Below are 24,285 nucleotides of genomic sequence, written 5' to 3' on the forward strand. Positions count from 1 at the left end.
TCCAGAAGCAGAATTGTATGAGTTTCCAAGTCACAGTCCAGCCTAGCGGCCGTCAGTTCTCCTGCGACGCAGGTGAATCCATCCTCACCGCGGCCATTCGCGCCGGCGTGGGCCTGCCCTACGGCTGCAAGAACGGCGCCTGCAGCTCCTGCAAGGGCAAGCTGGTGGCCGGCCAGGTGGAGCACGGCCCGCATCAGGAACGTGCCCTGTCGGCGCACGAGCAGCAACTGGGGTTCGCCCTGTTCTGCGTGGCCAAGCCGCAGAGCGATGTCACCATCGAGGCCCGTGAAGTGGCCGGCGTGGGCGAAATCCCGGTGCGCAAGCTGCCAGTGCGCGTGGCCAAGCTGGACAAGGTGGCTGACGACGTCATCGTGCTCTCGCTGCAACTGCCGGCCAACGACCGCCTGCAGTACAAGGCCGGCCAGTACGTGGAATTCCTGCTGCGCGACGGCAAGCGCCGCAGCTACAGCATGGCCACCGCCCCGCACAAGGATGAGCACATGAGCCTGCACATCCGCCACCTGCCGGGCGGCCTGTTCACCGACCAGGTCTTCACCACCCTGAAGGAACGCGACATCCTGCGCATCGAAGGCCCGCTGGGGACCTTCTTCCTGCGCGAGGACTCCGACAAGCCCATCATCCTGCTGGCCTCCGGCACCGGTTTCGCGCCCATCAAGGCCATCGTCGAGCAGCTGGAACATGCCGGCTCCACCCGCCCGGTCACGCTGTACTGGGGCGGTCGTCGGCCGCAGGACCTGTACATGGACGCGCTGTGCCAGCAGTGGCAGCGCGACCTGCCCAACTTCAAGTACGTCCCGGTGGTATCCAACGCCCAGCCGGAAGACCAGTGGAGCGGTCGCAGCGGCTTCGTCCACCGTGCCGTGATGGAAGACTTCCCCGACCTCTCCGGCCACCAGGTCTACGCCTGCGGCGCCCCCATCGTGGTCGAATCGGCACAGCGCGACTTCAGCGCCCAGTGCGGTTTGCCGGAAGACGAGTTCTACGCCGACTCCTTCACCTCCGAAGCCGACCTGGCCAAGGCCGTCTCGGACAGCCCGGCAAGCTGAGCAGCGTACTGTCATGCCGGCGTCACGCGCATTTGCGAAGATGCCGCCCAAGCCTGACGCCACGCGGCCCGGCGCGATGCGATGAAATTGCAACGGTGGCCCGCCGGATGCGCCCGTGAGCGGGTCCGACGGGAAATTTCTTTTTGACGCTATGCGCAAAACGTCCTAATATTCACCGAATGATCGCCAACGCCACATTTTTACGACGTCGCAGCCAACCTGAGAAAGGTTTGCTGCTGCGCGCGTGAAGTGAAACGAATCGCGAAGCCACAGGCAAACCCTGTGGCTTTTTTTTATCCGCCATCCGGGTCTGTCGTGCGCCTACCGCTTCCTGCCAGTGTGTCAGCAACGGTCTGTCCCGCACCATTCCTATCACCCTATCGCAAGCAATCCTTGCAGGAGTCCATCGATGCAATACAGCCAGTCCGACGCCAACAAGCTGATGTACGTCACCAACCGCCCCGAGCTGGTCTTCACCGAAGGCCAGGGCATGTGGCTGACCGACCATAACGGCAAGCGTTACCTCGACTACCTCCAGGGCTGGGCCGTCAACACCCTGGGCCACGCGCCGCAATGTATCGCCGACGCCCTGGCCGCGCAGAGCAAGAAGCTGATCAATCCCTCCCCGGCCTTCTACAACCAGCCCTCCATCGAGCTGGCCAAGCTGCTGACCGAGAACTCGGTGTTCGACCGCGTGTTCTTCGCCAACAGCGGCGGCGAGGCCAACGAAGGCGCCATCAAGCTGGCCCGCAAGTGGGGCAAGAAGAACCCGGCCGCCAACGGTTCGGCACGCTTCGAGATCATCACCTTCAAGCACAGCTTCCACGGCCGTACCCTGGCCACCATGTCGGCCAGCGGCAAGGACGGCTGGGACACCATGTTCGCCCCGCAGGTGCCGGGCTTCCCCAAGGCCATCTTGAATGACCTGGACAGCGTCAAGGCGCTCATCGGCGAACACACCGTGGCCGTGATGCTGGAGCCGGTGCAGGGCGAAGGCGGCGTGATCCCCGCCACCAAGGAATTCATGCAGGGCCTGCGCGCCCTGACCAAGGAAAAGAACCTGCTGCTGATCGTCGACGAAGTGCAGAGCGGCATGGGCCGTACCGGCCAGCTGTTCGCCTACCAGCATTCCGGTATCGAACCCGACATCATGACCCTGGCCAAGGGCATCGGCGGCGGCGTGCCGCTGGCAGCCCTGCTGGCGCGTGAAGAGATCGCCTGCTTCGAAGCCGGTGAACAAGGCGGCACCTACAACGGCAATCCGCTGATGACCGCAGTGGGCGTGGCCGTGATCAAGGAACTGCTCAAGCCCGGCTTCATGGAAGGCGTGCGCGAGCGCGGCCAGTACCTGCGCCAGCGTTCGCTGGAAATCTCGGAAAAGTACGGCTTCGAAGGCGAGCGTGGCGAAGGCCTGCTGCGTGCCCTGCAACTGGGTCGCGACATCGGCCCGCAGATCGTCGAAGCGGCGCGTAACCTGGAACCGGTAGGTCTGCTGCTGAACTCACCGCGTCCCAACCTGCTGCGCTTCATGCCGGCCCTGAACGTGACCAAGGAAGAAATCGACCAGATGTTCGACATGCTGGAAGTGGTCCTGGCCAAGATCGGGAAATAAGCGATGGCGGGGCGCGTGCGGATTGTTTCGAACCGGATGGCCAGCGTGCCATCCCCCCGGTCGACCCTGGCCGCAGTGGCCGCATTGGCCACCGCGCTGGTGCTGGCCGCCTGCGGCACGGCACCGACCGCGCCCCCCATCGAACGGCTGCCCGGCGCCCCGCAATCGCAGGTGCCGGCACTGCCGGCCAGTGAAAATGGCAATGAAGTGGCGCTCTATGCGCTCTCGCTGATCGATACCGGATATCGCTTCGGCGGCAAGAATCCCTCGGCCGGCCTGGATTGCAGCGGCATGGTCTCCTACATCTTCGGCCAGGCCGCCAATTACCGCATCAGCGGCAGCGCCGCCGACATCGCGCGCCGTGGTCGCCAGATCGATCCCTCGCAGTTGCGGGCCGGTGACCTGGTGTTCTTCAACACCATGAACAAGCCCTTCTCGCACGTGGGCATCTACCTCGGTGACGGCCGCTTCGTGCATGCGCCCTCCACCAACGGCAAGGTGCACATCACGCGTATGGACAACCCCTACTTCGCCACCCGCTTCGAGATGGCGCGTACCTATTTCAACTGAGTGTCGACCTTGCGGGCCGTGCGCTTGCGCGGCTTGCCCTCCTGCTGCTGGCGATTGCCGTATTCGCGGATCAGGTTGGCGCTGTAGCGCGTGAAGGCGATATCCATGTGCCGCCGCATGGCCGCACGCGCCTGCTCGGGATTGCGCTCGCGCAGGGCCTGCATGATCAGGCCGTGCTCATCGATGGCTTCCTGCCACACGCGAGTCCCGTCGAAGTGACTGTGCAGGCGTTCGAACAGCGGCCCCAGGCGGGCATCGAACAATTGCGTCACCAGCCCGACCAGCACGCTGTTGCCGGTCGCCTCGGCCATCCGGATATGGAACAGCCGGTCAGCCTCCAGCGGATCGATGCCGGCCTCGGCATTGGAAATCATCAGCGCATAGGCCTCCTCGATGGCGGCGATCTGCTGCCGGCTGCCATGCTGGGCGGCGGCGTAGGCCACCTCCCCTTCGATCATCTCGCGGGCGCGGATCAGCTCCAGCGGCCCCTCCTCGCCGGACAGGTCGCTGCGCCGCTCGCGCTGCACCGGCGGGCAGACATAGATGCCCGAGCCCATCCTGACCTCGATATGCCCTTCCACCTCCAGCGCGATCAGGGCCTCGCGCAAGGAGGGCCGGCTCACCCCCAGTTGCAGCGCCAGGTCGCGCTCGGAAGGCAGGCGCGAACCGACCGCAAACTCGCCATCCACGATCAGCTTGCGCAACTGGTCGCTGATCTGCCGGTACAGCCGCTGCGGTTCGATCGCTTCGATGGGCATGTTGTGTGTGATCAGCTCAGGGTGGCGGGAAACTCCAGTCCGTAGGCGGCGGCGCTCTCGCGCAGCATGGGCGCAATCGTCGGATGCAGCGCCACGCCCTGGGCCATCTGCTCGGCACGACGCTGCATGCCCCGGTCGCCCGGCATGCGCACCTGGCCCACGCCCGGACGCGGCGGATTGTTCCGGCAGGATGCGGCGATGTGGTCCATCTGGCGCCGGAAATCCTGCTCACCACCAAAGGCCGAAGGATCGTAGAGCGACATGAACACCGTTGCGCCCCATCCCGCCGGCGGATCGGCGCGGCCGAAACCGGACAGCCCGCCGGTCAGCGCCTCGATCAGCACCGCCAGCCCGAAGCCCTTGTGCCCGGCCGACAAGCCCCCCAGCGGCAGGATGGTGCCAGGCGGGTCGGTGGCCAGCACAGCCGGGTCGCGGCTGGGATTGCCCTGACCATCGATGAGCCATTCTTCCTCGAACTGCTTGCCGGCCTTGTGCAGGCGATTGCTCATGCCATTGGTGGTGATCGAGGCCGAGATATCGACCAGGAAGGGCGTGCCGGAAGTGGGAATGCCGGCTGCAATCGGATTGGGCGTAAATACCGCCTGGGTGCCGCCGAACGGCGCCACGCTCTGCACCGCCGGGTCGGAACTGGCCAGGATCATCATGAAGCCCTCCTGCGTGGCGCGCAGCAGATAGGCGGCCAGGCAGGCGATGTGATGGCTATGGTGGATGGTCAGCGAAGCGGTGCCGTAGTCACGCGCCTTGGGAATGAGCGCATCGATGCCCTGATGCACCAGCCACGGCCCCGGCAGGCGGCGGCCATCCCAGGCCAGCGCGGCGGCGCGTTCGGACAGCACTTCCGGCTGGCCGGTCTTGGTCATGCTGCCTTTTTCCAGCTCCTTGACATAGGGCGCCAGCAGCGCCAGTCCGTGGGTGTCGTGGCCCAGCAGGTCGCCGTCCACCAGGGTGGTGGCGACGCTGTCGGCCTTCTCGGCGTCCAGCCCGGCCTTCTGCAGCAGCGTGGTGGCGAACTGACGCAGCGCATCAGCGGAAAAACGTTCGGGTGCAGCCATTGCAACAACCATCCTTTCCTTGCTTGAATCATTGACAGAAACTGAAATGTCCTACGCGGCGGCCATGCTCTTCCTGCGCACCAGCTTGAGCACCACCGGCAGCAACCACAGCAGCAGCGTGATCACGCCCAGCGTGCCGGCGATGGGACGCTCGAAGAAGGCCAGGAACTGACCGTCCGACTTGATCATCGAGGTCACGAAATGCTCTTCCAGCATGCCGCCCAGCACCACGCCCAGGACCGCCGGCGCGACCGGGAAACCGTTCTCTTCCATCACATAGGCCAACAGGCCGAACACCAGCATGATGCCCACATCGGTCACGCTGTTGTTGGTGGCGTAGGAACCGACGATGCAGAACAACAGGATCAGCGGCATCAGGATGCCACGCGGAATGGACAGGATACGCTTGGCCATCTTGATGCACCAGAAGCCCAGCGGCAGCATCAGCAGGTTGGCCAGGATGAAGACGAGGAAGATCGCATACATCGACACCGGATTCTCGACGAAGATCATCGGCCCCGGATTGAGGTTCTTCATGTACAGCACACCGATGACGATGGCCGTGATGGAGTCTCCCGGGATGCCGAACACCAGCGCCGGAATCCACGCACCGGCCAGCGCCGAGTTGTTGGCCGCGCCCGATTCGACGATGCCTTCCGGATGGCCGGTGCCGAACTTCTCCGGTTCCTTGGACATCTTCTTGCTCATCGCATACGACATCCAGGCCGCGATATCGGCGCCGGCCCCCGGCAAGGCCCCCACCAGCGTACCGAGCACGCTGCCGCGCAGTACCGACTTGGGGTACTTCACCATCAGGCCCCACATGCCCTTGAAGACGTTGCCCACCTCGCTCTTGGCGACCTTCATGGTGAAGTCGCGCGAGACCGCGAAGCGCAGCACCTCCGACATGGCGAACATGCCCACCATCAGCGGCACCAGCGAGACCCCGCCCAGCAGGTCGGGCTGGTCGAAGGTGAAGCGCGGCGCACCGGCCGGGTTGCCCATGCCGACCGAGGCGATGAACATGCCCAGGAACAGCGATACGAAGCCCTTCAGCGGGTTATCGGACGCAATGAAGATGGCACAGGTCAACCCCAGCAGCACCAGCCAGAAGTATTCGAAGGAGGAGAACTTCAGCGCCAGCTCGGCCAGCGCGGGCGCGGCCAGGATCAGGACGATGGTACCGAACAGGCCACCGATGACCGAGAACACCAGGCTGGCGCCGAGTGCGATCTCGCCCTGCCCCTTCATGGTCATGGCATAGGCTTCGTCGGTGTAGGCCGCTGACGAGGGCGTGCCGGGAATGCGCAGCAGGCAGCCCGGAATATCGCCCGAGAAGATCGCCATGGCCGTGGCCGACACCATGGCCGCGATGGCCGGCACCGGTGGCATGAAGAAGGTCACCGGCACCAGCAGCGCCACCGCCATGGTGGCCGACAGGCCCGGCACGGCCCCCATGAAGAGGCCGAAGATGGACGCACCGAGGATGACCGCCAGCACGTAGGGATCGAACACCATCCCGAAGGCGGCATAGATATTGGCAAGCATGTGGTCCCCTTACCAGGCCAGCGGCGTCAGGATGCCCCAGGGCAGTGGCACCTTGAGCAGTTTGTAGAAGATGGTGTGAATGATCAGCGCGCTGACCAGGGCCACCGGCACGGCCACCATCAGACGGGTGCGGAAGGTCAGGAACAGGACCAGCAGCAGCAGCACGGCGGTGGGCAGGAAGCCCAGCGGTTCCGACACCCAGATGTAGAACAGCAGCGAGGCCGGAACGAGCAGGAAGGCCAGCACTGCATGGCGGCTGCCGAACCAATCCGGCAGCGTGAACCAGTGCGCGTCCTGGTCATCGGCATCGGTGGTGGAGATCGTGGAGATGGTGGTGCCGTGGGACGAACGCGTCTTGCGCAGGCCACGCAGGCCGCGCAGCACCAGCAATACGGCGCAGATCATCAGGCCGCCGGCCAGCGCCTGCGGAAACACGTTGGGACCGATATCCTGCCCCATCGCAGGCAGGCGGGAAGAGGCAATCCAGAGCACTACCGCAAACAGCGCGACCAGCAGTCCGGACAAGGCATCATTGATTTTCATGGAAACGACCCTGGAAAAGAAACGACGACGGCGGCGCGCCCCCCTTCAACGAGGCAGGGCGCGCTCGCGGCATTACTTGGCCATGCCAAGCGTCTTCAGGATGGCGCCCATGTCCTGGTCGCTCTTGTCCATGAACTTGCCGAACTCGGCCGAATCGGCATACATCACGCCGAAACCACGTCCGCTCATGAAGTCCTTGTACTCCTTGCTCTCATAGATCTTCTTCAGGCTGGCCGAGAGCTTGCCCTGCACGTCGGCCGGCAAGCCCTTGGGCGCGACGATGCCGCGCCAGGCGCCATTGGTCCAGGTGCTGCCGGTGAGGCTCTTCAGGGTCGGCACCTTGGGATAGAGCGCCGCCGGCTCATTGGACATCACCACCAGCGGTACCGCCTTGCCGGCATCGATCAGCGAACGGGCCTCGGGCAGCGATGCCGCCACGATATCCACGCCACCGGCCGCCAGGTCCACCATGGCCGGTGCCGCACCGTTGGAAGGTACGAAGCGCACCGCATTGGGCGCCACCTTCAGGTCGTTGAGCATGCCCGCCAGGCCGAGGTGCCAGATGCCGCCTTGTCCGGTGCCGGAGGCCTTGAGCTTGCCCGGATTGGCCTTGACCGCCTTGAGCAGGTCATCGAAATTCTTGTAGGGGGAATCGTGGCTCACCGTCAGGGCGGCCGGGTCGAAGTTCATCAGCGCCAGCGGCGTGAAGTCGCGCGGGGTCAGCTTGGTCAGGCCCTGGTGGTGCATCATCGAGATTTCTACGGTGGCGATGCCGATGGTGTAGCCATCCGGTGCCGCACTGGCGATGGCCTGGTGGCCCACTGCACCATTGCCCCCGGTACGGTTGACCACGTTGACCGGTTGGCCCAGGTCTTTTTCCAGCAAGGCGCCGATGATGCGCGCCGTGGCATCGGTGCCACCCCCGGCGCCCCAGGGCACGATCAGGGTCACAGGACGTTCCGGCCAGGCGGCAAAGGCCATCGGCGCGGCCAGCATGCTGCAGGCGGCGCTGGCCGCGAGCAGGCTCTTCAATAGGGTTCTGCGGGTGAAATGCATCGTCTCCTCCGTTGTCGGTTGCGGCTAACACTGGGTTACGGCCAACGTTTGGCAAAGGACTTTCGTTGGCGCTGCATGACCTGCATGAGCGCACCGAAACGGCAGGACAGGATGGTGTCCATGCGCTTTCTGGATGTCTCCGACTGTCTCGTCGTTGTGCAGGCCTGGTGCCTTGCTGCTTTCTTATGCTCCGGTTCGGGCCGGATGTTTGTTCTGGACGCTTTCCCGTCGTCCTTCATTCGTCTTTCATCCAGGCAGGCATGAAAGCGACAGGTAATGTGGTCTGACCAGCGGGACCTAGAATTTCACATCACTTCGGCAGTGTCAAGGATGAATGGAACGCATCAAAATAATTCATGCTTGGTGCTTCGCAACATTTTTTGCCGGCCGCAAACCCTTGTCAGCACTGGCTTATAGCCGCATGGCCGATTTCACCCCATGTTGCAGGGGCGCAGCAGAAAGCACCGGTGTGGTGTCGCGGAAAAAGCTTTCCCGCGTTCTGGTATTACCACTTGACCAAACAAATCCTGCTGCAATAGACTCGCAGCCAATCGAACAAGTCACGTCGCATCCGCAGGCTGGCCCAGGTGGTTTCCACCCGTTGACCGCAGCGCATGCAGAACGGACGGCACAGACCCAGCCGCCACGGCAGACGCCGGCGGCTTCAGGCAACGGAGACATCTCATTGGCTTACCAAGGCAGAGCAACGAGTCTGAACCGCAGGACCTCGGCTGGCTGGGCGCATAGCGTCTGTGCCGCCTCGGCTTCCAGCGTGCGCGCCCGTCGCGCCCTGCATCGCGCCTCTTCCTTCGGGTCCCTGCTGGCCTTTTTGCTGATCGATTTTTCCCGCTATTTCTTTGACCAGGGCGACAGTCACCCGGTCCCCGTGCGCCAGTCCTGACCGGGCCGGCGCGCAGCAGCACGCAAGCATCACGCAAGCACCAAACCGCATTGCACGCACTGCAGGCCCATCCGGCCTGCAGCAGATGGATTTGCACGGGCAGCGCCACCCAATCCGGCCTGCCTGTCAGGGAAGATCATGACTGACGACACCAAAAAACCCACCCGCCGCAGCCAGGCCTGGTTCGGCCGCCAGGACCGCGATGGTTTCATCTACCGCTCCTGGGTCAAGAACCGCGGCATCCCCCACGACCAGTTCGATGGCCGTCCGGTGATCGGCATCTGCAACACCTATTCCGAACTCACCCCCTGCAACTCGCACTTCCGCGCCCTGGCCGAACAGGTCAAGATCGGCATCTGGGAAGCCGGCGGCTTCCCGCTGGAATTCCCGGTGATGTCGCTGGGCGAGACCCTGCTGCGCCCCACCGCCATGCTCTACCGCAACCTGGCCAGCATGGATGTGGAAGAGTCGATCCGCGCCAATCCGCTGGACGGCGTGGTGCTGTTGATGGGCTGCGACAAGACCACCCCGGCCCTGTTGATGGGCGCGGCCTCGGTGGACGTACCGACCATCGGCGTGTCCGGCGGCCCCATGCTCTCGGGCAAGTACCGTGGCCGTGAACTCGGTTCCGGCACCGGCGTATGGCAGATGTCGGAAGATGTGCGCGCCGGCAAGATGACGCAGGAAGAATTCTTCGAGGCCGAGAGCTGCATGCACCGCTCGCATGGGCACTGCATGACCATGGGTACCGCTTCCACCATGGCCAGCATGGTCGAGGCGCTGGGCGTGGGTCTGCCGCACAACGCCGCCATTCCCGCCGTGGATGCGCGCCGCAACGTGCTGGCCCGCAATGCCGGCCGCCGCATCGTGCAGATGGTCGAGGAAGATCTGGTGCTGTCCAGGATCCTGACGCGCCAGGCGTTTGAAAATGCGATCCGCGTCAATGCCGCCATCGGTGGATCCACCAATGCGGTGATCCACCTGCTGGCCATCGCCGGTCGCATTGGCATCGATCTCGACCTCAAGGACTGGGACGACATCGGCCAGAAGCTCCCTTGCCTGCTCGACCTGCAGCCCTCCGGCAAATTCCTGATGGAAGATTTCTACTATGCCGGTGGCCTGCCGGCGGTGATCCGCCAGCTGGAAAGCGTGATCGACAAGACCGCCCTCACCGCCAACGGCAAGACCCTGTGGGAAAACTGCGAGGACGCGCCGAACTGGAACGAGGAAGTCATCCGCTCCTTCGACAAGCCATTCAAGGAAGCTGCCGGCATCGCCATCCTCAAGGGCAACCTGGCCCCCGATGGCGCCGTGATCAAGCCCTCGGCCGCCACCCCTGCCCTGTTGAAGCATCGCGGCCGCGCCGTGGTCTTCGAGAACAGCGACGACCTGCACAAGCGCATCGACGACGAGAACCTGGACGTCGACGAAACCTGCGTACTGGTGCTCAAGAACTGCGGCCCCAAGGGTTATCCCGGCATGGCCGAAGCCGGCAACATGCCGCTGCCGCCGAAGGTCCTCCGCAAGGGCATCACCGACATGGTGCGCGTCTCGGATGCACGCATGAGCGGTACCGCCTATGGCACCGTGGTCTTGCACGTCTCGCCGGAAGCCGCCGCTGGCGGGCCGCTGGCGCTGGTGCAGAACGGCGACTTCATCGAACTGGATGTGGAAGCCCGCAAGCTGCACCTGGATGTGTCGGAGGAAGAACTGGCACGGCGCCGCGCCCAGTGGCAAAAGCCCGAACTGCCGCCGCAGATGCAGCGTGGCTGGGTCAAGCTCTACGTGGATCACGTGCAGCAGGCCAACCAGGGTGCCGACCTCGATTTCCTGGTCGGCAAGAGCGGCCCCTATGTGCCCAAGGATAACCACTAGGCAAGCAGAACGATCCGCGTCCCGGCTGGCTGGCCGGGACGCGGGTAGCAAGGAATTTTTTCAAGAAACCCGATTGCAGCGGACTCCACCTGAAGCAATGTCGAGCAGCACTGAGCATCATCGAGCGTCATTAAGCAAGGATTAACGGCAACTCAATCAGCATTAGCAGCACATTAATATCAGCATCAGTCGTACCCGGGATCATGGTACAGCCACACAAGCGGCGGCCATGCTCCAGGAAGTAATTGCATCAGGTGGACCAAGACAACCATCACGGAGACGAGCAATGAAAGTACTGATTACCGATTACGATTTCCCCGATGTCGACCTGGAGCTGGCGCTCTACAAGGAGGCCGGTGTGGAAGTCGTGACCGCGCAATGCCGCACCGAAGACGAGGTGATCGCCGCCTCCGAGGGCTGCCAGGGCCTGCTGGTGCAATACGCACCGGTGAACGCGAAGGTATTCGCGGCACGTCCTGAAATCCGCATCGCCAGCCGCTATGGCGCCGGCTTCGACACCATCAACACCGCAGACGCCGCGCAGCACGGCGTCTGGGTTGCCAACTCGCCCGACTATGGCGTGGGCGAAGTCTCTACCCATGCCCTGGCGATGGCGCTGGACCTGATCCGCAACATCACCGTCTATGACCGTGCCGTCAAGGCCGGGGAATGGCACTACACCACGGCCGGCATCATCCCGCGCGCCTCCGAGCTGACCATCGGCATCATCGGCCTGGGTCGCATCGGCAAGCGCATGGCGCATATCTCGCGCAATCTCTTCAAGCGCGTGATCGCCTATGACCCCTACATCATCGACGGCGACTTCCCCGCCTACGTGGAGCGCGTCGGCCGCGAGGAACTGTTCCGCCAGGCCCATGTGGTCTCGCTGCACACGCCGCTCAACGATGAAACGCGCAACATGATCGACGCCTCGCTGCTGAACCTGTTGCAACCGCAGAGCTATCTGGTCAACTCCGCACGCGGTGGCCTGATCAAGATCGACGACCTGCTGGCGGCACTGGAAAACGGCAAGCTCAAGGGCGCTGCGCTGGATGTGTTGCCGGTCGAACCACCCGAGACATCGGCGGCTATCGTCCAGCATCCACGTGTGCTATTGTCGCCGCACGCGGCATTCTTCTCCGATGTCGCAGCGCGCGAACTGCGGCGCAAGGCGGCCCAGAACCTGATCGACTGGGACCGCAACGGACGGCCCTCCTACGTGGTCGTCGCTGGCAAGAATCCATAATCATCAACCCCGCCACGGGGCGCCAATGCAGCACCATCGCCGGCCGCCAGCCGGCGATGCATCAGTGTAGAAAACAGAAAAAAAAGGGGGATCGACCAGATCCCCCACATGCCCGAGCAGGGTGTGCATGAACAAAGTGCGTTGTGGCCGTCTCCGCCTGGAACCGGTTCCGCAGCGTCGATACGAGGATACACACGAGGAGCATTTGATGGCATCAGTACAGATTCGCGCAGTCAAGAAACAGTTCGGCAGCACCCAGATCATCCGGGGCGTCGACATCGATATCGCCGATGGCGAGTTCACGGTTTTGGTCGGCCCTTCCGGCTGCGGCAAGTCGACACTGCTGCGTATGCTGGCCGGGCTGGAGGAGATCACCGGCGGCGAAATCCTGATCGGCGGCACGGTGGTCAACAACGTCCAGCCCAAGGACCGCGACATCGCCATGGTGTTCCAGAACTACGCGCTCTACCCGCACATGACGGTGCGCGACAACATGGCCTTCTCGCTCACCCTGGCCAGGAAGGACAAGTCCTTCGTCGATGAGCGCGTCAAGAAAGCCGCCGACATCCTCGGCCTGAACCAGCTGCTGGACCGCTATCCGCGCCAGCTCTCCGGTGGCCAGCGCCAGCGCGTGGCGATGGGTCGTGCCATCGTGCGCGATCCGCAGGTGTTCCTCTTCGACGAACCCCTCTCCAACCTCGACGCCAAGCTGCGCGTGCAGATGCGCACCGAGATCAAGGAACTGCACCAGCGCTTGAAGACCACCTCCATCTATGTGACCCACGACCAGATCGAAGCCATGACCATGGCCGACCAGATCGTGGTCATGCGGGATGGCCTGGTGGAACAGCGCGGCCGTCCGCTGGACCTGTACGACCACCCGGCCAACCTGTTCGTGGCAGGCTTCATCGGCTCACCGGCCATGAACTTCATCCCTGCCACGCTGCGCAAGACCGGCGGCGCGGCCGAGGTCGAGTTCGCCGATGGCACCCGCGTACCAGCCCCTTACGGCAGCGCACTGCAGGGCAGCGATGGCCAGAAGGTCACCTATGGCGTGCGTCCCGAACACCTCTCCATCGGTGGCGCCGGCCAGGGCATCGCCACCAAGGTCATCGTGGTGGAGCCGACCGGCGCCGATACCGAAGTGTTCTCGCGCTTCGGCGAAACCAGCCTGACGTCCATCTTCCGCGAACGCCATGACTTCGGCGCCGGCGACCTGATCCACCTGGTCCCGGACCATGCCCGCACGCACCTGTTCGACGCCGAATCGGGCAAGTCGCTGGCGGCCCGCTGAACCGCAAGCTCCATTACCGCAGTACCCAGGCAACACCAGTAGCGCAGCATCAGAAGAACAAGAGTCCATCCGCAGGGGAGCGATTCCGTCGCGATCCGAAAGCGGTCCAATTCGACTTTCAACCGAAGGAGTAGGAGACATGAGCAAGCTGACACGACGCGAATTCCTGGTCACCAGTGCGGCCGCAGCGGCCGCTTCCGGCATGGGCGTCAATGCCTTTGCCGCCGGCCCCGGCGCTGCCGGCGCCGACAGCATCAAGTACCCGATCGAACAAGGTGCGACCCTGCGCGTGCTGCGCTGGAAGCGCTTCGTCCAGGGTGACGAAGACCTGTGGAACGCCAACGTCAAGAAATTCACCGAACTGACCGGCGTGGCCGTGCGTACCGACAGCGAAGGCTGGGAAGACGTGCGTCCGAAGTCGGCCGTGGCCGCCAACGTGGGCAGCGGCCCGGACATCGTGCTGGGCTGGTTCGACGACCCGCAGCAGTATCCGACCAAGCTGATCGACATGACCGACCTGGCCGATTCGCTGGGCAAGCGCTATGGCGGCTGGTACGACGTCTGCCGCAAGTACGGCACCAAGGACGGCAAGTGGATCGCCCTGCCGCTGGGCGTGATCGGCAATGCCCTGGTCTATCGCGAAAGCCAGATCAAGGCCGCCGGCTTCGACGCCATCCCCAAGGACACCGCCGGCTTCCTGAAGCTGTGCCAGGCCTTGAAGGCCAAGGACACCCCGGTCGGTTTCGCCCTCGGCAAGGCCGTGGGCGATGCCAACAACTGGGCGCACTGGCTGCTGTGGTCGCACGGCGGCAAGCTGGTCGACAAGAGCGGCAAGGTCGCCATCAACTCGCCCGAGACCCGCGCTGCACTCGAATACGCCAAACAGCTGTACGCCACCTTCGTACCCGGCACCCTGTCCTGGCAGGACCCGTCCAACAACAAGGCCTACCTGGATGGCCAGATCAGCATGACCGCCAACGGCATCTCGGTCTATTACGCGGCCAAGAACTCCACCGATCCGAAGATGCAGGACATCGGCAAGGATACGCAGCACGCGCACTTCCCGATCGGCCCGGCCGGCAAGCCCACCGAGCTGATGCAGATCACCCAGATGATGGTGTTCAAGCACACCAAGTTCCCCAATGCCGCCAAGGCCTTCGTGCAATTCATGTTCGAGCCGGACCAGTACAACCCGTGGATGAAGGCCTCCATCGGCTACGTCAGCCAGCCGCTGAAGGCCTACGAGAAGAACCCGATCTGGACCGAAGACCCGAAGGCCACCGTCTACCGCGACTCGGCTTCGCTGATGCTGGACCACGGTCACGAAGGCCCGCTGGGCCAAGCCTCGGCCGCCTGCATGGCCGACTACGTGGTGGTGGACATGGTGGCCGAAGCTGCCAGCGGTTCCAAGACCGTGCAGCAGGCCATCGACCGCGCCGCCGAACGCGCCAAGCGCTACTACAAGGCTTGATGCCGACGGCATGATGGCCGGACGGCGCCGCGCCGGGTTCCCTCGGGACAGCGGGCAAGGGGCAGGTTGTCAGGGCCTGCCGACCCGGCGCGACGGCGTCCGGCCATCACCAGAAGCGAACACCGTATCGGCCGCAGGCCTGTCCTGCGGCCCTTTCATCGAGGCAAATCATGCTATCCCGATTCCTGAACAACCGTAACGTACTGGGCATGCTGTTCATGGCCCCGGCCGTGATCCTGCTGGTGGTGTTCCTGACCTACCCGCTGGGACTGGGCATCTGGCTGGGCTTCACCGACACCAAGATCGGCGGCGAAGGCAGCTTCGTCGGCCTGGACAACTTCACCTATCTGGCCGGCGATTCGCTGGCACTGCTGTCGCTGTTCAACACCGTGTTCTACACGGTCAGCGCCAGTATCCTCAAATTCGCACTGGGTCTGTGGCTGGCCATCCTGCTCAACAAGAACGTGCCGCTGAAGACCTTCTTCCGCGCCATCGTGCTGTTGCCCTGGATCGTGCCGACCGCGCTGTCGGCGCTGGCGTTCTGGTGGCTGTATGACGCGCAGTTCTCCGTCATCAGCTGGGCGCTGACCAAGATGGGCCTGATCAACCACTACATCGACTTCCTGGGCGACCCCTGGAATGCTCGCTGGTCCACCGTCTTTGCCAACGTCTGGCGCGGCATCCCGTTCGTGGCCATTTCGCTGCTGGCCGGGCTGCAGACCATCTCGCCTTCGCTGTATGAAGCGGCCGCCATCGACGGCGCCACGCCCTGGCAGCAGTTCCGCCACGTGACGCTGCCGCTGCTGACCCCGATCATCGCGGTGGTGATGACCTTCTCGGTGCTGTTCACCTTCACCGACTTCCAGCTGATCTACGTGCTGACCCGCGGCGGTCCGTTGAATGCCACCCACCTGATGGCCACGCTGTCGTTCCAGCGCGCGATCCCCGGTGGTGCCCTGGGTGAAGGTGCGGCGATGGCCACTTACATGATCCCGTTCCTGCTGGCAGCGATCATGTTCTCGTACTTCGGCCTGCAACGTCGCGGCTGGCAACAAGGAGGTGACAAATAATGGCCAAGAAAAAAGACGACCAACAGGAAACCCAGGGCATGGATTTCCTGCAATCGACACCGCGCCGCTGGGTGACGATCTACATCCCGCTGCTGATCTTCCTGTTCGTGCTGCTGTTCCCGTTCTACTGGATGGTGATTACCGCCTTCAAGCCTGACGGCGAGTTGCTCTCCCAGACCGGCAATCCCTTCTGGGTGGTGGCACCGACCCTGGCGCACTTCAAGAAGCTGCTGTTCGACACCCAGTATCCGGCCTGGCTGCTGAACACGGTGATCGTCTCGGTGGTGTCGACCTTCGCCTCGCTGGCGGCCAGCGTCTTTGCTGCCTATGCGATCGAACGGCTGCGCTTCCAGGGTTCCAAGCAGGTCGGCCTGGGCATCTTCCTGGCCTACCTGATCCCGCCCTCGATCCTGTTCATCCCGCTGGCGGCGATCGTGTTCAAGCTGGGCCTGTTCGACACCCGCTGGGCGCTGATCCTGACCTACCCGACCTTCCTCATCCCGTTCTGCACGTGGCTGTTGATGGGTTACTTCCGCTCGATTCCGTATGAGCTGGAAGAGTGCGCGCTCATCGACGGCGCCACCCGCTGGGAGATCCTGGTCAAGATCATCCTCCCGCTGGCCGTGCCCGGCCTGATCTCGGCCGGCATCTTCGCCTTCACGCTGTCGTGGAACGAGTTCATCTACGCCCTGACCTTCATCTCTTCATCCGAAGTGAAGACGGTACCAGTGGGCATCGTCACCGAGCTGGTCGATGGCGACGTCTACCACTGGGGCGCCCTGATGGCCGGCGCCCTGCTGGGCTCGCTGCCGGTGGCGGTGGTGTATTCCTTCTTCGTGGAGTATTACGTCTCGGGGATGACGGGGGCGGTGAAGGAATAAGAACCTCGTCCCCAAAAGAGAAAGCCCGACGTCCTCGCGAACGTCGGGCTTTTTCATTGCTGCGTATTACCTGCAGCTCAAGCAGAAGAACCTATTGCTTGGCCAGCGGCGCACTGCCCGCCTCCACTGTCTTCTTCTCCGGCAATTGCTTGCGCACCTTGGCCACATCGGAGGCGCTCACCGACGAGGCCTGGTTGCCCCAGCTGCTGCGGATGAAGGTCACCACATCGGCCACTTCCTGATCCGACAGGCGGCTGCCGAAGGCCGGCATGGCGAACTGCGTCGGGGCCTTGTGGGTCCAGGGCATTTCTGCGCCTTCCAGCACGATGCGGATCAGCGATGCCGGATTTTCCGCATTGACCGTGGGCGACAGCGCCAGGGTCGGGAAGGTCTCGTCATAGCCCTTGCCGCTGCTGCGGTGGCAGGCCGCGCAGTTGTTCAGGAAGGCCATCGCTCCCGGACTCTGGTCGCTGCCCTTGCGCAAGGCCTGGTGGGTCCTGTCGTCATAGGCCAGCGCGGCCGTGCCTTCCTTCACCGGTTTCAGGGACTTCAGGTACGTGGCCATGGCCGCCAGGTCTTGCTCGGTCATGTACTGGGTACTGTTGGCGACCACGTCGGCCATGCCGCCAAAGGCAGCGGAATGGCTGTTGCGGCCGGTCTTGAGGAAGGCCACGATGTCGGCCTCGCTCCAGTTGCCCAGACCGTCGCGGGCATCGCCGCGCAGGTTGTTGGCCAGGTAGCCATCGATCACGCCGCCGGAGAGGAATGCGCTGCTGTCATTGCTCAGCGCCTTCTCCTGCATGCCCACGCCACGCGGGGTGTGGCAGGCGCCGCAGTGGCCCAGGCCCTCGACCAGGTATTGGCCGCGAACCAGAGGACTGTTGTCCTCGGGACCATCGACCGCTACCGCCGGTGCGAATACCTTGCGCCAGATCGACAGCGGCCAGCGCATCGACAGCGGCCAGGTGATGTCCACGCCACGGTTGGGCGTGGGGTCAGCCTTCACGCCGTTCATGAAGTAGGCATACAAGGCCTTCACGTCGGCCGGCTTGACCTTGGCGTAGGACGGATAGGGCATGGCCGGGTAGAGCGACGCGCCATCCTTGCGGATGCCGTGGCGCAGGGCCTGGTCGAAATCGGCCTCGGTGTAGCTGCCGATGCCCTGTTCCTTGTCGGGCGTGATGTTGGACGAATACACCGTGCCGATGGGCGTCGCGATGGCCAGGCCACCCGCGAACGGCTTGCCGCCCTTGGCCGTGTGGCAGGCCACGCAGTCGCCGGCCTTGGCCAGGTATTCGCCGCGCTGTACCAGTTGCTGGTCGACGGACGGCGCCGCTGTCGTGCCTTGCGCTGCTGCGGTGAACGCGGACAGCGACATGACTGCCGCGCAGGCGGCGATGAAATAGTGCTTGATCATGGTCGTTATCCTTATGCCTGCACCAGCGGGCCGGGGTTTTTCAGATACTGCTCGCGGATCGCCTTGGCGGAGTGATACGCCAGCGCCGTGACCAGCCCGGTCGGGTTGTAGCCCATGTTCTGCGGGAAGGCGCAGGCGCCATACACGAACACGTTGGGCACATCCCAGCTCTGCAGATACTTGTTGACCACGCTGTTCTTGGGTGTGGTACCCATGATCGCGCCACCGGTCAGGTGGGTGGACTGGTACACCCGGGTATCCCAGGACGAACCGGTCTTGCGCACGGCCTTGACCACCTTCTCGGGGTTCATGGCATGGCCCACCTTTTCCATCTCGCCGGCGATGTAGGTCAGCATCTTGCCTTCGTTTTCCTTCCAGTTCAGGGTCATGCGCAACAGCGGCTGGCCGTTGGCATCCTTGTAGGTCGGGTCCAGCGACAGATAGCAGTCGCGATAGGCCATCACCGAACCGGACATGCCGATGGTCAGGGTGCGCTGGTAGGCATCCTGCACGCTGGCCTTCCACTCGGAACCCCAGTTGGGCACCTTCTCGCCCGGCATGGTGCCGGCCTGCTTGATGGGACGACCGCCATAGCGCACGTGACGGATCGAGGCGCCGCCGATGAAGCCCAGCGGACCGTGGTCGAACTGGTCGGCGTTGAGGTCGTCCATGCCCACGCCACCGGCACCGGTGCCGATGAAGGGGTTGAACTGGGTGCCCTTGGGCATGACCACGTTGATGCCGCCGTTGTACTGGTAGGCGAAGTTCTTGCCCACCACGCCTTCGCCGGTGACCGGGTCATAGGGCTTGCCGATGCCGGACAGCAGCAGCAGGCGCACGTTGTGGGTCTGGAAGGCGGTCAGCAGCACCAGGTCGGCCGGCTGTTCCACTTCGCGGCCCTGGGCGTCGATGTAGGTGACGCCGGTGGCGCGCTTGCCGGAGGCATCCAGGTTGACCTTGATCACCTGGGCCTTGGTGCGCACCTCGAAGTTCTTGCGCTTCAACAGCACCGGCAGGATGGTGGTCTGCGGCGAGGCCTTGGAGTACATGTAGCAGCCGTAGTTTTCGCAGAAGCCGCAGTAGTTGCAGGGGCCGATGCGCACGCCATACGGGTTGGTGAAAGGCTGCGAAGCATTGGCAGCGGGTGCCGGATACGGGTGGTAACCGACGTCGCGCATGGCCTTTTCCACCAGCGAGGCGCTGTACTGGTATTGCAGCGGCGGGGTCGGGAATTCGTCGGTGCGCTCGCCTTCCAGCGGGTTGCCGCCGGGGACGATCTTGCCCTTGAGGTTGCCGGCCTTGCCGGAGACGGCCATGACCTTTTCCGAGAAGTCGTAGAACGGCTCCAGTTCCTTGTAGGTCACGCCGTGATCCTGGATGGTCATGTCCTCGGGAATGAATTTCTTGCCGTACTTCTGCTCGTGGTGGGTGCGCATCTCCAGCTCTTCGGGCAGGTTGCGGTACATCATGCCGTTCCAGTGGAAACCGGCACCGCCCACGCCATCGCCGAGCAGGAAGGAACCATGCTGGCGATACGGGACAGCCACGTCGGAGAGGGTGTGACGGATGGTCACGGTCTCGCGCGAAAGGTCCTGGAACAGTGCGCCGCGCACGGAATATTTCAGTTCATCGACGGCCTTGGGATAGGGCGTGTCGGTATTGGTGTCGCGCATGTCGCCGCGTTCCAGCGCCAGCACGTTCAGGCCGGCTTCGGTGAGTTCCATGCCCAGGATGGAACCGGTCCAGCCCAGGCCCACCATCACTACATCCACTTTGTCTTTTTTGATAGCCATGATCAGCCCTTCTCTCCCAGAATCGACACGGGGCCGTATGGATATTTAACGTTGTATTGATCGACCCAGTCGGCGTAGTCGGCACGCGCGCCGGGGAAGCCGACCATCTTCCAGCCGCCCATCTTCTGGTTGCCGCCGTACATCGGGTCGGCGAAATAGCCTTCCTTGGTATTGCCCAGCATGAAGCTGAAGAAGGTCTTGGCCGGGACGGTCTCGAAGGCGATCTTGCCGCCTTCCATCATCTTCAGCACTTCCAGCTGCTTGGCCTTGTCCAGTTCGGCGAAGACCTTGCCGTGGTTCTTGCTGCACCAGTCGTTGCAGGCGGCGATACCCTGGCGATAGATGTCACGCGGCACCAGCGAAAGCTGGTAACCCAGTTCGGGAACGCTGTCAGGATGGAAAGGACCTTGCATGTACCACAGCTTGCCGGCGCCATAGGGGGTTTCCATCTGGCGGTCGATGAACTCCGGCACGCCCGTTTCGAGGGCGCCGGCACCGTACTGGTCGGAGGGGATGAGGTGGTCGACGGCGGCGTTGATGAAGGCCCATTCGGCCGCGTTGAAGTAGGTGGGGGTGTAGGCGCGGGGCTTGCCCGGTGAGCCGGTGTCGGCGATTGCCTGCTGGCTGACTGCGACGGTAGTGGCGCCACCTAGCGTTGTTGCTGCTGGGACAATGGCCAATACCTGGCGCAGGAAACGCCGCCTCGGCTCTTTATCTTGTGACATGACTATCCTTTGGACGTGGGATTTGACGAGGGAAAACACGGACGCTACGCCACGGCCGGAAGCAGGGATACACCCCGCCCCTTGATGGACGTCTATCTCTTGTTGTTGTGGTGATACCCCCTGCCGGCCGGCTCCTGGCGCCGACCGGCAGGGTCAGGAACACGGTCCGAACTCAGGCCAGCACTTCGCCGAAGAAGGCCTGCAGTGCCACGGCGGCACGCTCGGCGGTCTGGCGGTGATAGAAGAAGCCGGGGTTGTTGGCATCCGGATCGGTGAAGGAGTGGCCGGCCTGGCCATAGTTGACCAGTTGCCAGTCGATCTTCAGCGCGCTCATCTCGTCAATGAAGCCATTGACCTGCTCACGCGGGACCGAAGGATCCTGCACGCCATGCAGCACCAGCACTGCGCCCTTGATTTTGCTCTCGCCCGGGGCCGGGGTATCGAGCGCACCGTGCAGCGACACCGTGCCGCGCAGTTCGGTGCCATCACGGGCAAGTTCCAGCGCGGCCGTGCCGCCGAAGCAGAAGCCGCAGGCGCCGATCTTGTCGGCCGCGAGTTTCACGAAGCTCTGTTCGCGCAAGACCTTCAGCGCTGCCTGCATGCGCCGGCGCAGTTCTGCGCGATCTTTCTTCAGGGGCATGATGGCGGCCACGGCCTGGTCGCCATCGGTGGGGCGCACCGACTTGCCGAAGACGTCGGCCACCAGGATGGCATGGCCGGCACCGATGGTGGTGGCGGCGATTTCCAGTGCCTGCTGGCGCAGGCCGAAATAGTTGGGCACCGACAGCACGCCCGAGACAGGCGGCTGGGCCTTGTTGTAGAGCAGGACGCTTTCGTAATCACCGCCGTCGACGCTATGGGAAATCGTTTCGAGGGCAAGATCGGTGACCGCAATGCCGAGCTTGGCGGCAATGGCGGCGGTGTTCCAGGACGTGGACATGGAGGCTCCTTTGGGTGGAAAACGCCAGCCGGTGTGGAGACCGGCCGGCGCTCAGGAAACTTTTATTTGGGCGCGGATTGCGGCTGCAGATTGACAACGCAAGCCGGAAACCAGCTCAGCAATGCCTTCACCTTGACCGCATCAGGGCAACAATGTTCGCACAAACAGTGCATTTCTGCAGGAGGTCATACCACTTGACCTCGTCATAATGCGAGGTACTTACCTACAATCCCCATACAAGCCGCATGGATAAGGGCTTGGCTTGACATTTGTCTGCGAGCAATAGATTCTTGCCCGACCCGTCGGCAGCCTCTTCCTCAGACAAATCCAAACCAGAGCTCCCATGAACGACACCATCGACCTGCCCTTCCCGTCCGAACCAGCTCCCGAGCCAGTGCCGAGAGCGAGCATCACCCCACCCCCTTCCCCGCAACCTTTTGTCTTCAGCGGGCGCGGTTCGGAATATTTCCGCATCTGGACCGTCAATCTCTTGCTGTCCATCCTCACCCTGGGCATCTACTCGGCCTGGGCCAAGGTGCGCCGCCTGCGCTACTTCTATGACAATACCTCGGTGGCCGAGGGCAGCTTCGACTACCACGGGAATCCCGTTTCCATCCTCAAGGGCCGCATCATCGCCGTGGTGTTGCTGGCGGTCTATCACTTCGCCGGTGCGGCCAATCCACTGCTGGGCCTGGCAGCGGCGTTAATGATGGTGCTGGCCGGCCCCTGGCTGATCTGGCGCAGCCTGCAGTTCAAGCTCTACAACACCAGCTATCGCGGCATCCGCTTCGGTTTTCGCGGTAGCCTCGGCGGCGCAGCCCGCAACTTCCTGATGTGGCCGATGCTGGCCAGTGTTTCCCTGGGCCTGCTGGCGCCGCTGGCCTACCAGCGTTTCAAGCGCTACCAGCACAGCGAAGCGCGCTTCGGGGCGACGCACTTTTCCTTCCATGGCTCGGTGGGTGCGTTCTACAAGGCCGTCGTGATCGGGCTGGGGCTATGGCTGGGCGGGCTGGTGGTCATCTTCGTCGGCTTTGGCGGCCTCATGCTGATCGAGCTTGCCAAGTCGGGCGACATGGGGGGAGGCAAGCTGGTGCTGATGTCCCTGTGCCTGTATGCCTGGAGCTTCCTGGCCATCCCGCTGTGGATGACCTTGATGCAGAACCTGGTCTGGAACAACACCCGCCTGGGCGAGCATCGCTTCCAGAGCAGGATGCGTTGGGGCCGCACTGCCTTCATCGTCTTCACCAATATCCTGGGCATCGCCTTCACGCTGGGTCTGTTCACCCCCTTCGCGCAGATCCGCCTGCTGCGGTATCGCATCGAATCGCTGACACTGCTGCCGGCCAGTGGCCTGGATGATTTCATCGCCTCCAGCGAAGCCCATGGTTCGGCCACCGGCGAGGGCCTGGGGGATCTGCTCGACTTCGACCTGTCGATGTAGGCCAGGGATGGTCAAGGCTTCCTATTACGACGGCAAGACCTCGCGGCGTCACCAGGTGACGCTGACGGTGGTCGATGGCATGGCGCAGGTGCGCGGCGAGGTCGAACGCGATTGCCCGATCTCGCAATTGCGCGTGTCCGAGCGCTTCAAACGGGCGGCGCGCAAGGTCAGCTTCGCCGACGGCGCCTATCTGGAAATCATCGATGCCCAGGCCTTCCGCGATCTGCTGCAGCAGACCGGTCACCACGACACGCTGGTGGTGCGGCTGCAGCAGAGCTGGCGCCATGCCCTGGCCGCCTGCGCAGTCCTGATCGCGGTGGTGGCACTGGGTTACCTCTATCTGCTACCGCTGGCTGCGCGCGGCATCGCCGCGGCACTGCCAGTGCAGGTGGATCAGCAGATCGGACGCGGCACGCTGGAATTCCTCGACCAGCATGTGCTGGCCCCCAGCCTGCTGGACGTGCGCCGGGCGGCCGCCATCAAGGCGCGCTTCCAGGCTTTGACGGCGCCCATGGCGGATGCGCCGGCCTATGACATCGTGTTCCGCAAGAGTCGCATCGGTCCCAATGCCTTCGCCCTGCCCTCCGGACAGATCGTGGTGACTGACGAGATCGTGCGCCTGCTGGACGATGACGATGCGCTCATGGGCGTGCTGGCCCACGAGCTCGGCCACGTCCACCGACGCCACCTGATGCGCCGGCTGATCCAGAGTTCGGCCATGGCGGCCACGGCGACGGTGCTGTTCGGGGACGTCTCGGCGGTGCTGGCCAATATCCCGACGGTAATGCTGGACCTGAAGTATTCACGCGACATCGAGCGCGAAGCCGACGACTACGCCATCGCCATGTTCCAGGCCAACGGCCTGCCGCGCCAGAAGCTGGCGAAGGTGTTCGAAAAGCTGGAACAGGCCGGTGGCGGTGCCGACGGCAGCGTGTCACCCTATCTGTCCAGCCACCCCGCCAACGACGAACGGATTGCCCACATCCTCGGGGCGCGCTGATCCG

21 protein-coding genes are annotated in these 24,285 nt (G+C 63.7%); 12 read left to right on the top strand and 9 right to left on the bottom strand.

Annotation, left to right across the window (positions count from 1 at the left end):
- The first annotated feature begins 17 nt into the window (after positions 1-17).
- The 3 genes from HFRIS_RS07955 to HFRIS_RS07965 all read left to right on the top strand — a co-directional run bounded on the left by HFRIS_RS07955 (position 18) and on the right by HFRIS_RS07965 (position 3,249).
- Entirely contained in the window at positions 18-1,067 is a 1,050-nt protein-coding gene (locus HFRIS_RS07955) for a CDP-6-deoxy-delta-3,4-glucoseen reductase (RefSeq protein ID WP_006462778.1), read from the top strand.
- A gap of 409 nt (positions 1,068-1,476) precedes the next feature.
- Entirely contained in the window at positions 1,477-2,679 is a 1,203-nt protein-coding gene (locus tag HFRIS_RS07960; RefSeq protein ID WP_006462779.1) for an acetylornithine transaminase, read from the top strand.
- Between the two features lie 36 nt (positions 2,680-2,715).
- Positions 2,716-3,249: a C40 family peptidase gene (locus HFRIS_RS07965; RefSeq protein WP_006462780.1), complete on the top strand. Its 534-nt coding sequence runs from the start codon at positions 2,716-2,718 to the stop codon at positions 3,247-3,249.
- Here HFRIS_RS07965 and HFRIS_RS07970 read toward each other — a convergent pair.
- The 5 genes from HFRIS_RS07970 to HFRIS_RS07990 form a co-directional block, all read right to left on the bottom strand.
- Positions 3,237-4,007: a FadR/GntR family transcriptional regulator gene (locus tag HFRIS_RS07970; protein ID WP_006462781.1), complete on the bottom strand. Its 771-nt coding sequence runs from the start codon at positions 4,005-4,007 to the stop codon at positions 3,237-3,239. The two genes, HFRIS_RS07965 and HFRIS_RS07970, sit on opposite strands and share 13 nt — an antisense overlap.
- Positions 4,008-4,018: 11 nt before the next feature.
- Positions 4,019-5,080: an Ldh family oxidoreductase gene (locus tag HFRIS_RS07975; RefSeq protein WP_006462782.1), complete on the bottom strand. Its 1,062-nt coding sequence runs from the start codon at positions 5,078-5,080 to the stop codon at positions 4,019-4,021.
- Positions 5,081-5,131: 51 nt separating this feature from the next.
- On the bottom strand, positions 5,132-6,628 hold the full coding sequence (locus HFRIS_RS07980; RefSeq protein WP_006462783.1) for a tripartite tricarboxylate transporter permease: 1,497 nt from the start codon (positions 6,626-6,628) through the stop codon (positions 5,132-5,134).
- A gap of 9 nt (positions 6,629-6,637) precedes the next feature.
- Positions 6,638-7,171 carry a tripartite tricarboxylate transporter TctB family protein gene (locus HFRIS_RS07985; RefSeq protein WP_006462784.1) on the bottom strand — a complete coding sequence of 178 codons (534 nt, stop codon included), beginning with the start codon at positions 7,169-7,171 and terminating at the stop codon, positions 6,638-6,640.
- Between the two features lie 72 nt (positions 7,172-7,243).
- The gene (locus tag HFRIS_RS07990) at positions 7,244-8,227 is read right to left on the bottom strand and encodes a Bug family tripartite tricarboxylate transporter substrate binding protein (RefSeq protein ID WP_006462785.1); all 984 of its coding nucleotides are present in this window, start codon (positions 8,225-8,227) and stop codon (positions 7,244-7,246) included.
- A gap of 334 nt (positions 8,228-8,561) precedes the next feature.
- On the opposite strand from HFRIS_RS07990, the gene HFRIS_RS25195 reads away from it, so the two are divergent.
- The 7 genes from HFRIS_RS25195 to HFRIS_RS08025 all read left to right on the top strand — a co-directional run bounded on the left by HFRIS_RS25195 (position 8,562) and on the right by HFRIS_RS08025 (position 16,965).
- Entirely contained in the window at positions 8,562-9,128 is a 567-nt protein-coding gene (locus tag HFRIS_RS25195; protein ID WP_152486656.1) for a hypothetical protein, read from the top strand.
- A gap of 138 nt (positions 9,129-9,266) precedes the next feature.
- On the top strand, positions 9,267-11,003 hold the full coding sequence (locus HFRIS_RS08000) for an IlvD/Edd family dehydratase (protein WP_006462787.1): 1,737 nt from the start codon (positions 9,267-9,269) through the stop codon (positions 11,001-11,003).
- Positions 11,004-11,289: 286 nt separating this feature from the next.
- Entirely contained in the window at positions 11,290-12,249 is a 960-nt protein-coding gene (locus tag HFRIS_RS08005) for a C-terminal binding protein (RefSeq protein WP_006462788.1), read from the top strand.
- 208 nt (positions 12,250-12,457) lie between these two features.
- Entirely contained in the window at positions 12,458-13,543 is a 1,086-nt protein-coding gene (locus HFRIS_RS08010; RefSeq protein WP_006462789.1) for an ABC transporter ATP-binding protein, read from the top strand.
- A gap of 139 nt (positions 13,544-13,682) precedes the next feature.
- On the top strand, positions 13,683-15,014 hold the full coding sequence (locus tag HFRIS_RS08015) for an ABC transporter substrate-binding protein (protein WP_006462790.1): 1,332 nt from the start codon (positions 13,683-13,685) through the stop codon (positions 15,012-15,014).
- A gap of 170 nt (positions 15,015-15,184) precedes the next feature.
- Positions 15,185-16,084 carry a carbohydrate ABC transporter permease gene (locus HFRIS_RS08020; protein ID WP_006462791.1) on the top strand — a complete coding sequence of 300 codons (900 nt, stop codon included), beginning with the start codon at positions 15,185-15,187 and terminating at the stop codon, positions 16,082-16,084.
- Positions 16,084-16,965 (top strand): carbohydrate ABC transporter permease, encoded by an 882-nt coding sequence (locus HFRIS_RS08025; protein WP_006462792.1) that lies wholly within the window; start codon positions 16,084-16,086, stop codon positions 16,963-16,965. Before HFRIS_RS08020 ends, HFRIS_RS08025 begins: the two co-directional genes overlap by 1 nt.
- 91 nt (positions 16,966-17,056) lie before the next feature.
- Here HFRIS_RS08025 and HFRIS_RS08030 read toward each other — a convergent pair whose 3' ends face one another.
- The 4 genes from HFRIS_RS08030 to HFRIS_RS08045 form a co-directional block, all read right to left on the bottom strand.
- Positions 17,057-18,382, bottom strand: a complete 1,326-nt coding sequence (locus HFRIS_RS08030) for a c-type cytochrome (RefSeq protein ID WP_006462793.1) — start codon at positions 18,380-18,382, stop codon at positions 17,057-17,059.
- 11 nt (positions 18,383-18,393) lie between these two features.
- Positions 18,394-20,175, bottom strand: a complete 1,782-nt coding sequence (locus tag HFRIS_RS08035) for a GMC family oxidoreductase (protein WP_006462795.1) — start codon at positions 20,173-20,175, stop codon at positions 18,394-18,396.
- A 2-nt stretch (positions 20,176-20,177) separates the two neighbouring features.
- Positions 20,178-20,900 (bottom strand): gluconate 2-dehydrogenase subunit 3 family protein, encoded by a 723-nt coding sequence (locus HFRIS_RS08040; RefSeq protein ID WP_039874931.1) that lies wholly within the window; start codon positions 20,898-20,900, stop codon positions 20,178-20,180.
- Positions 20,901-21,072: 172 nt separating this feature from the next.
- Entirely contained in the window at positions 21,073-21,840 is a 768-nt protein-coding gene (locus HFRIS_RS08045) for a dienelactone hydrolase family protein (protein ID WP_006462798.1), read from the bottom strand.
- 343 nt (positions 21,841-22,183) lie between these two features.
- Between HFRIS_RS08045 and HFRIS_RS08050 the strand changes: the two genes are divergently transcribed.
- Positions 22,184-23,281, top strand: coding sequence for a YjgN family protein (locus tag HFRIS_RS08050; protein WP_006462799.1), 1,098 nt, complete (start codon positions 22,184-22,186; stop codon positions 23,279-23,281).
- 7 nt (positions 23,282-23,288) lie between these two features.
- Positions 23,289-24,281, top strand: a complete 993-nt coding sequence (locus tag HFRIS_RS08055) for a M48 family metallopeptidase (protein WP_006462800.1) — start codon at positions 23,289-23,291, stop codon at positions 24,279-24,281.
- The last annotated feature ends 4 nt before the right edge of the window (positions 24,282-24,285 follow it).

This window comes from Herbaspirillum frisingense GSF30 (assembly GCF_000300975.2).
GTDB classification, from domain to species: domain Bacteria; phylum Pseudomonadota; class Gammaproteobacteria; order Burkholderiales; family Burkholderiaceae_D; genus Herbaspirillum; species Herbaspirillum frisingense.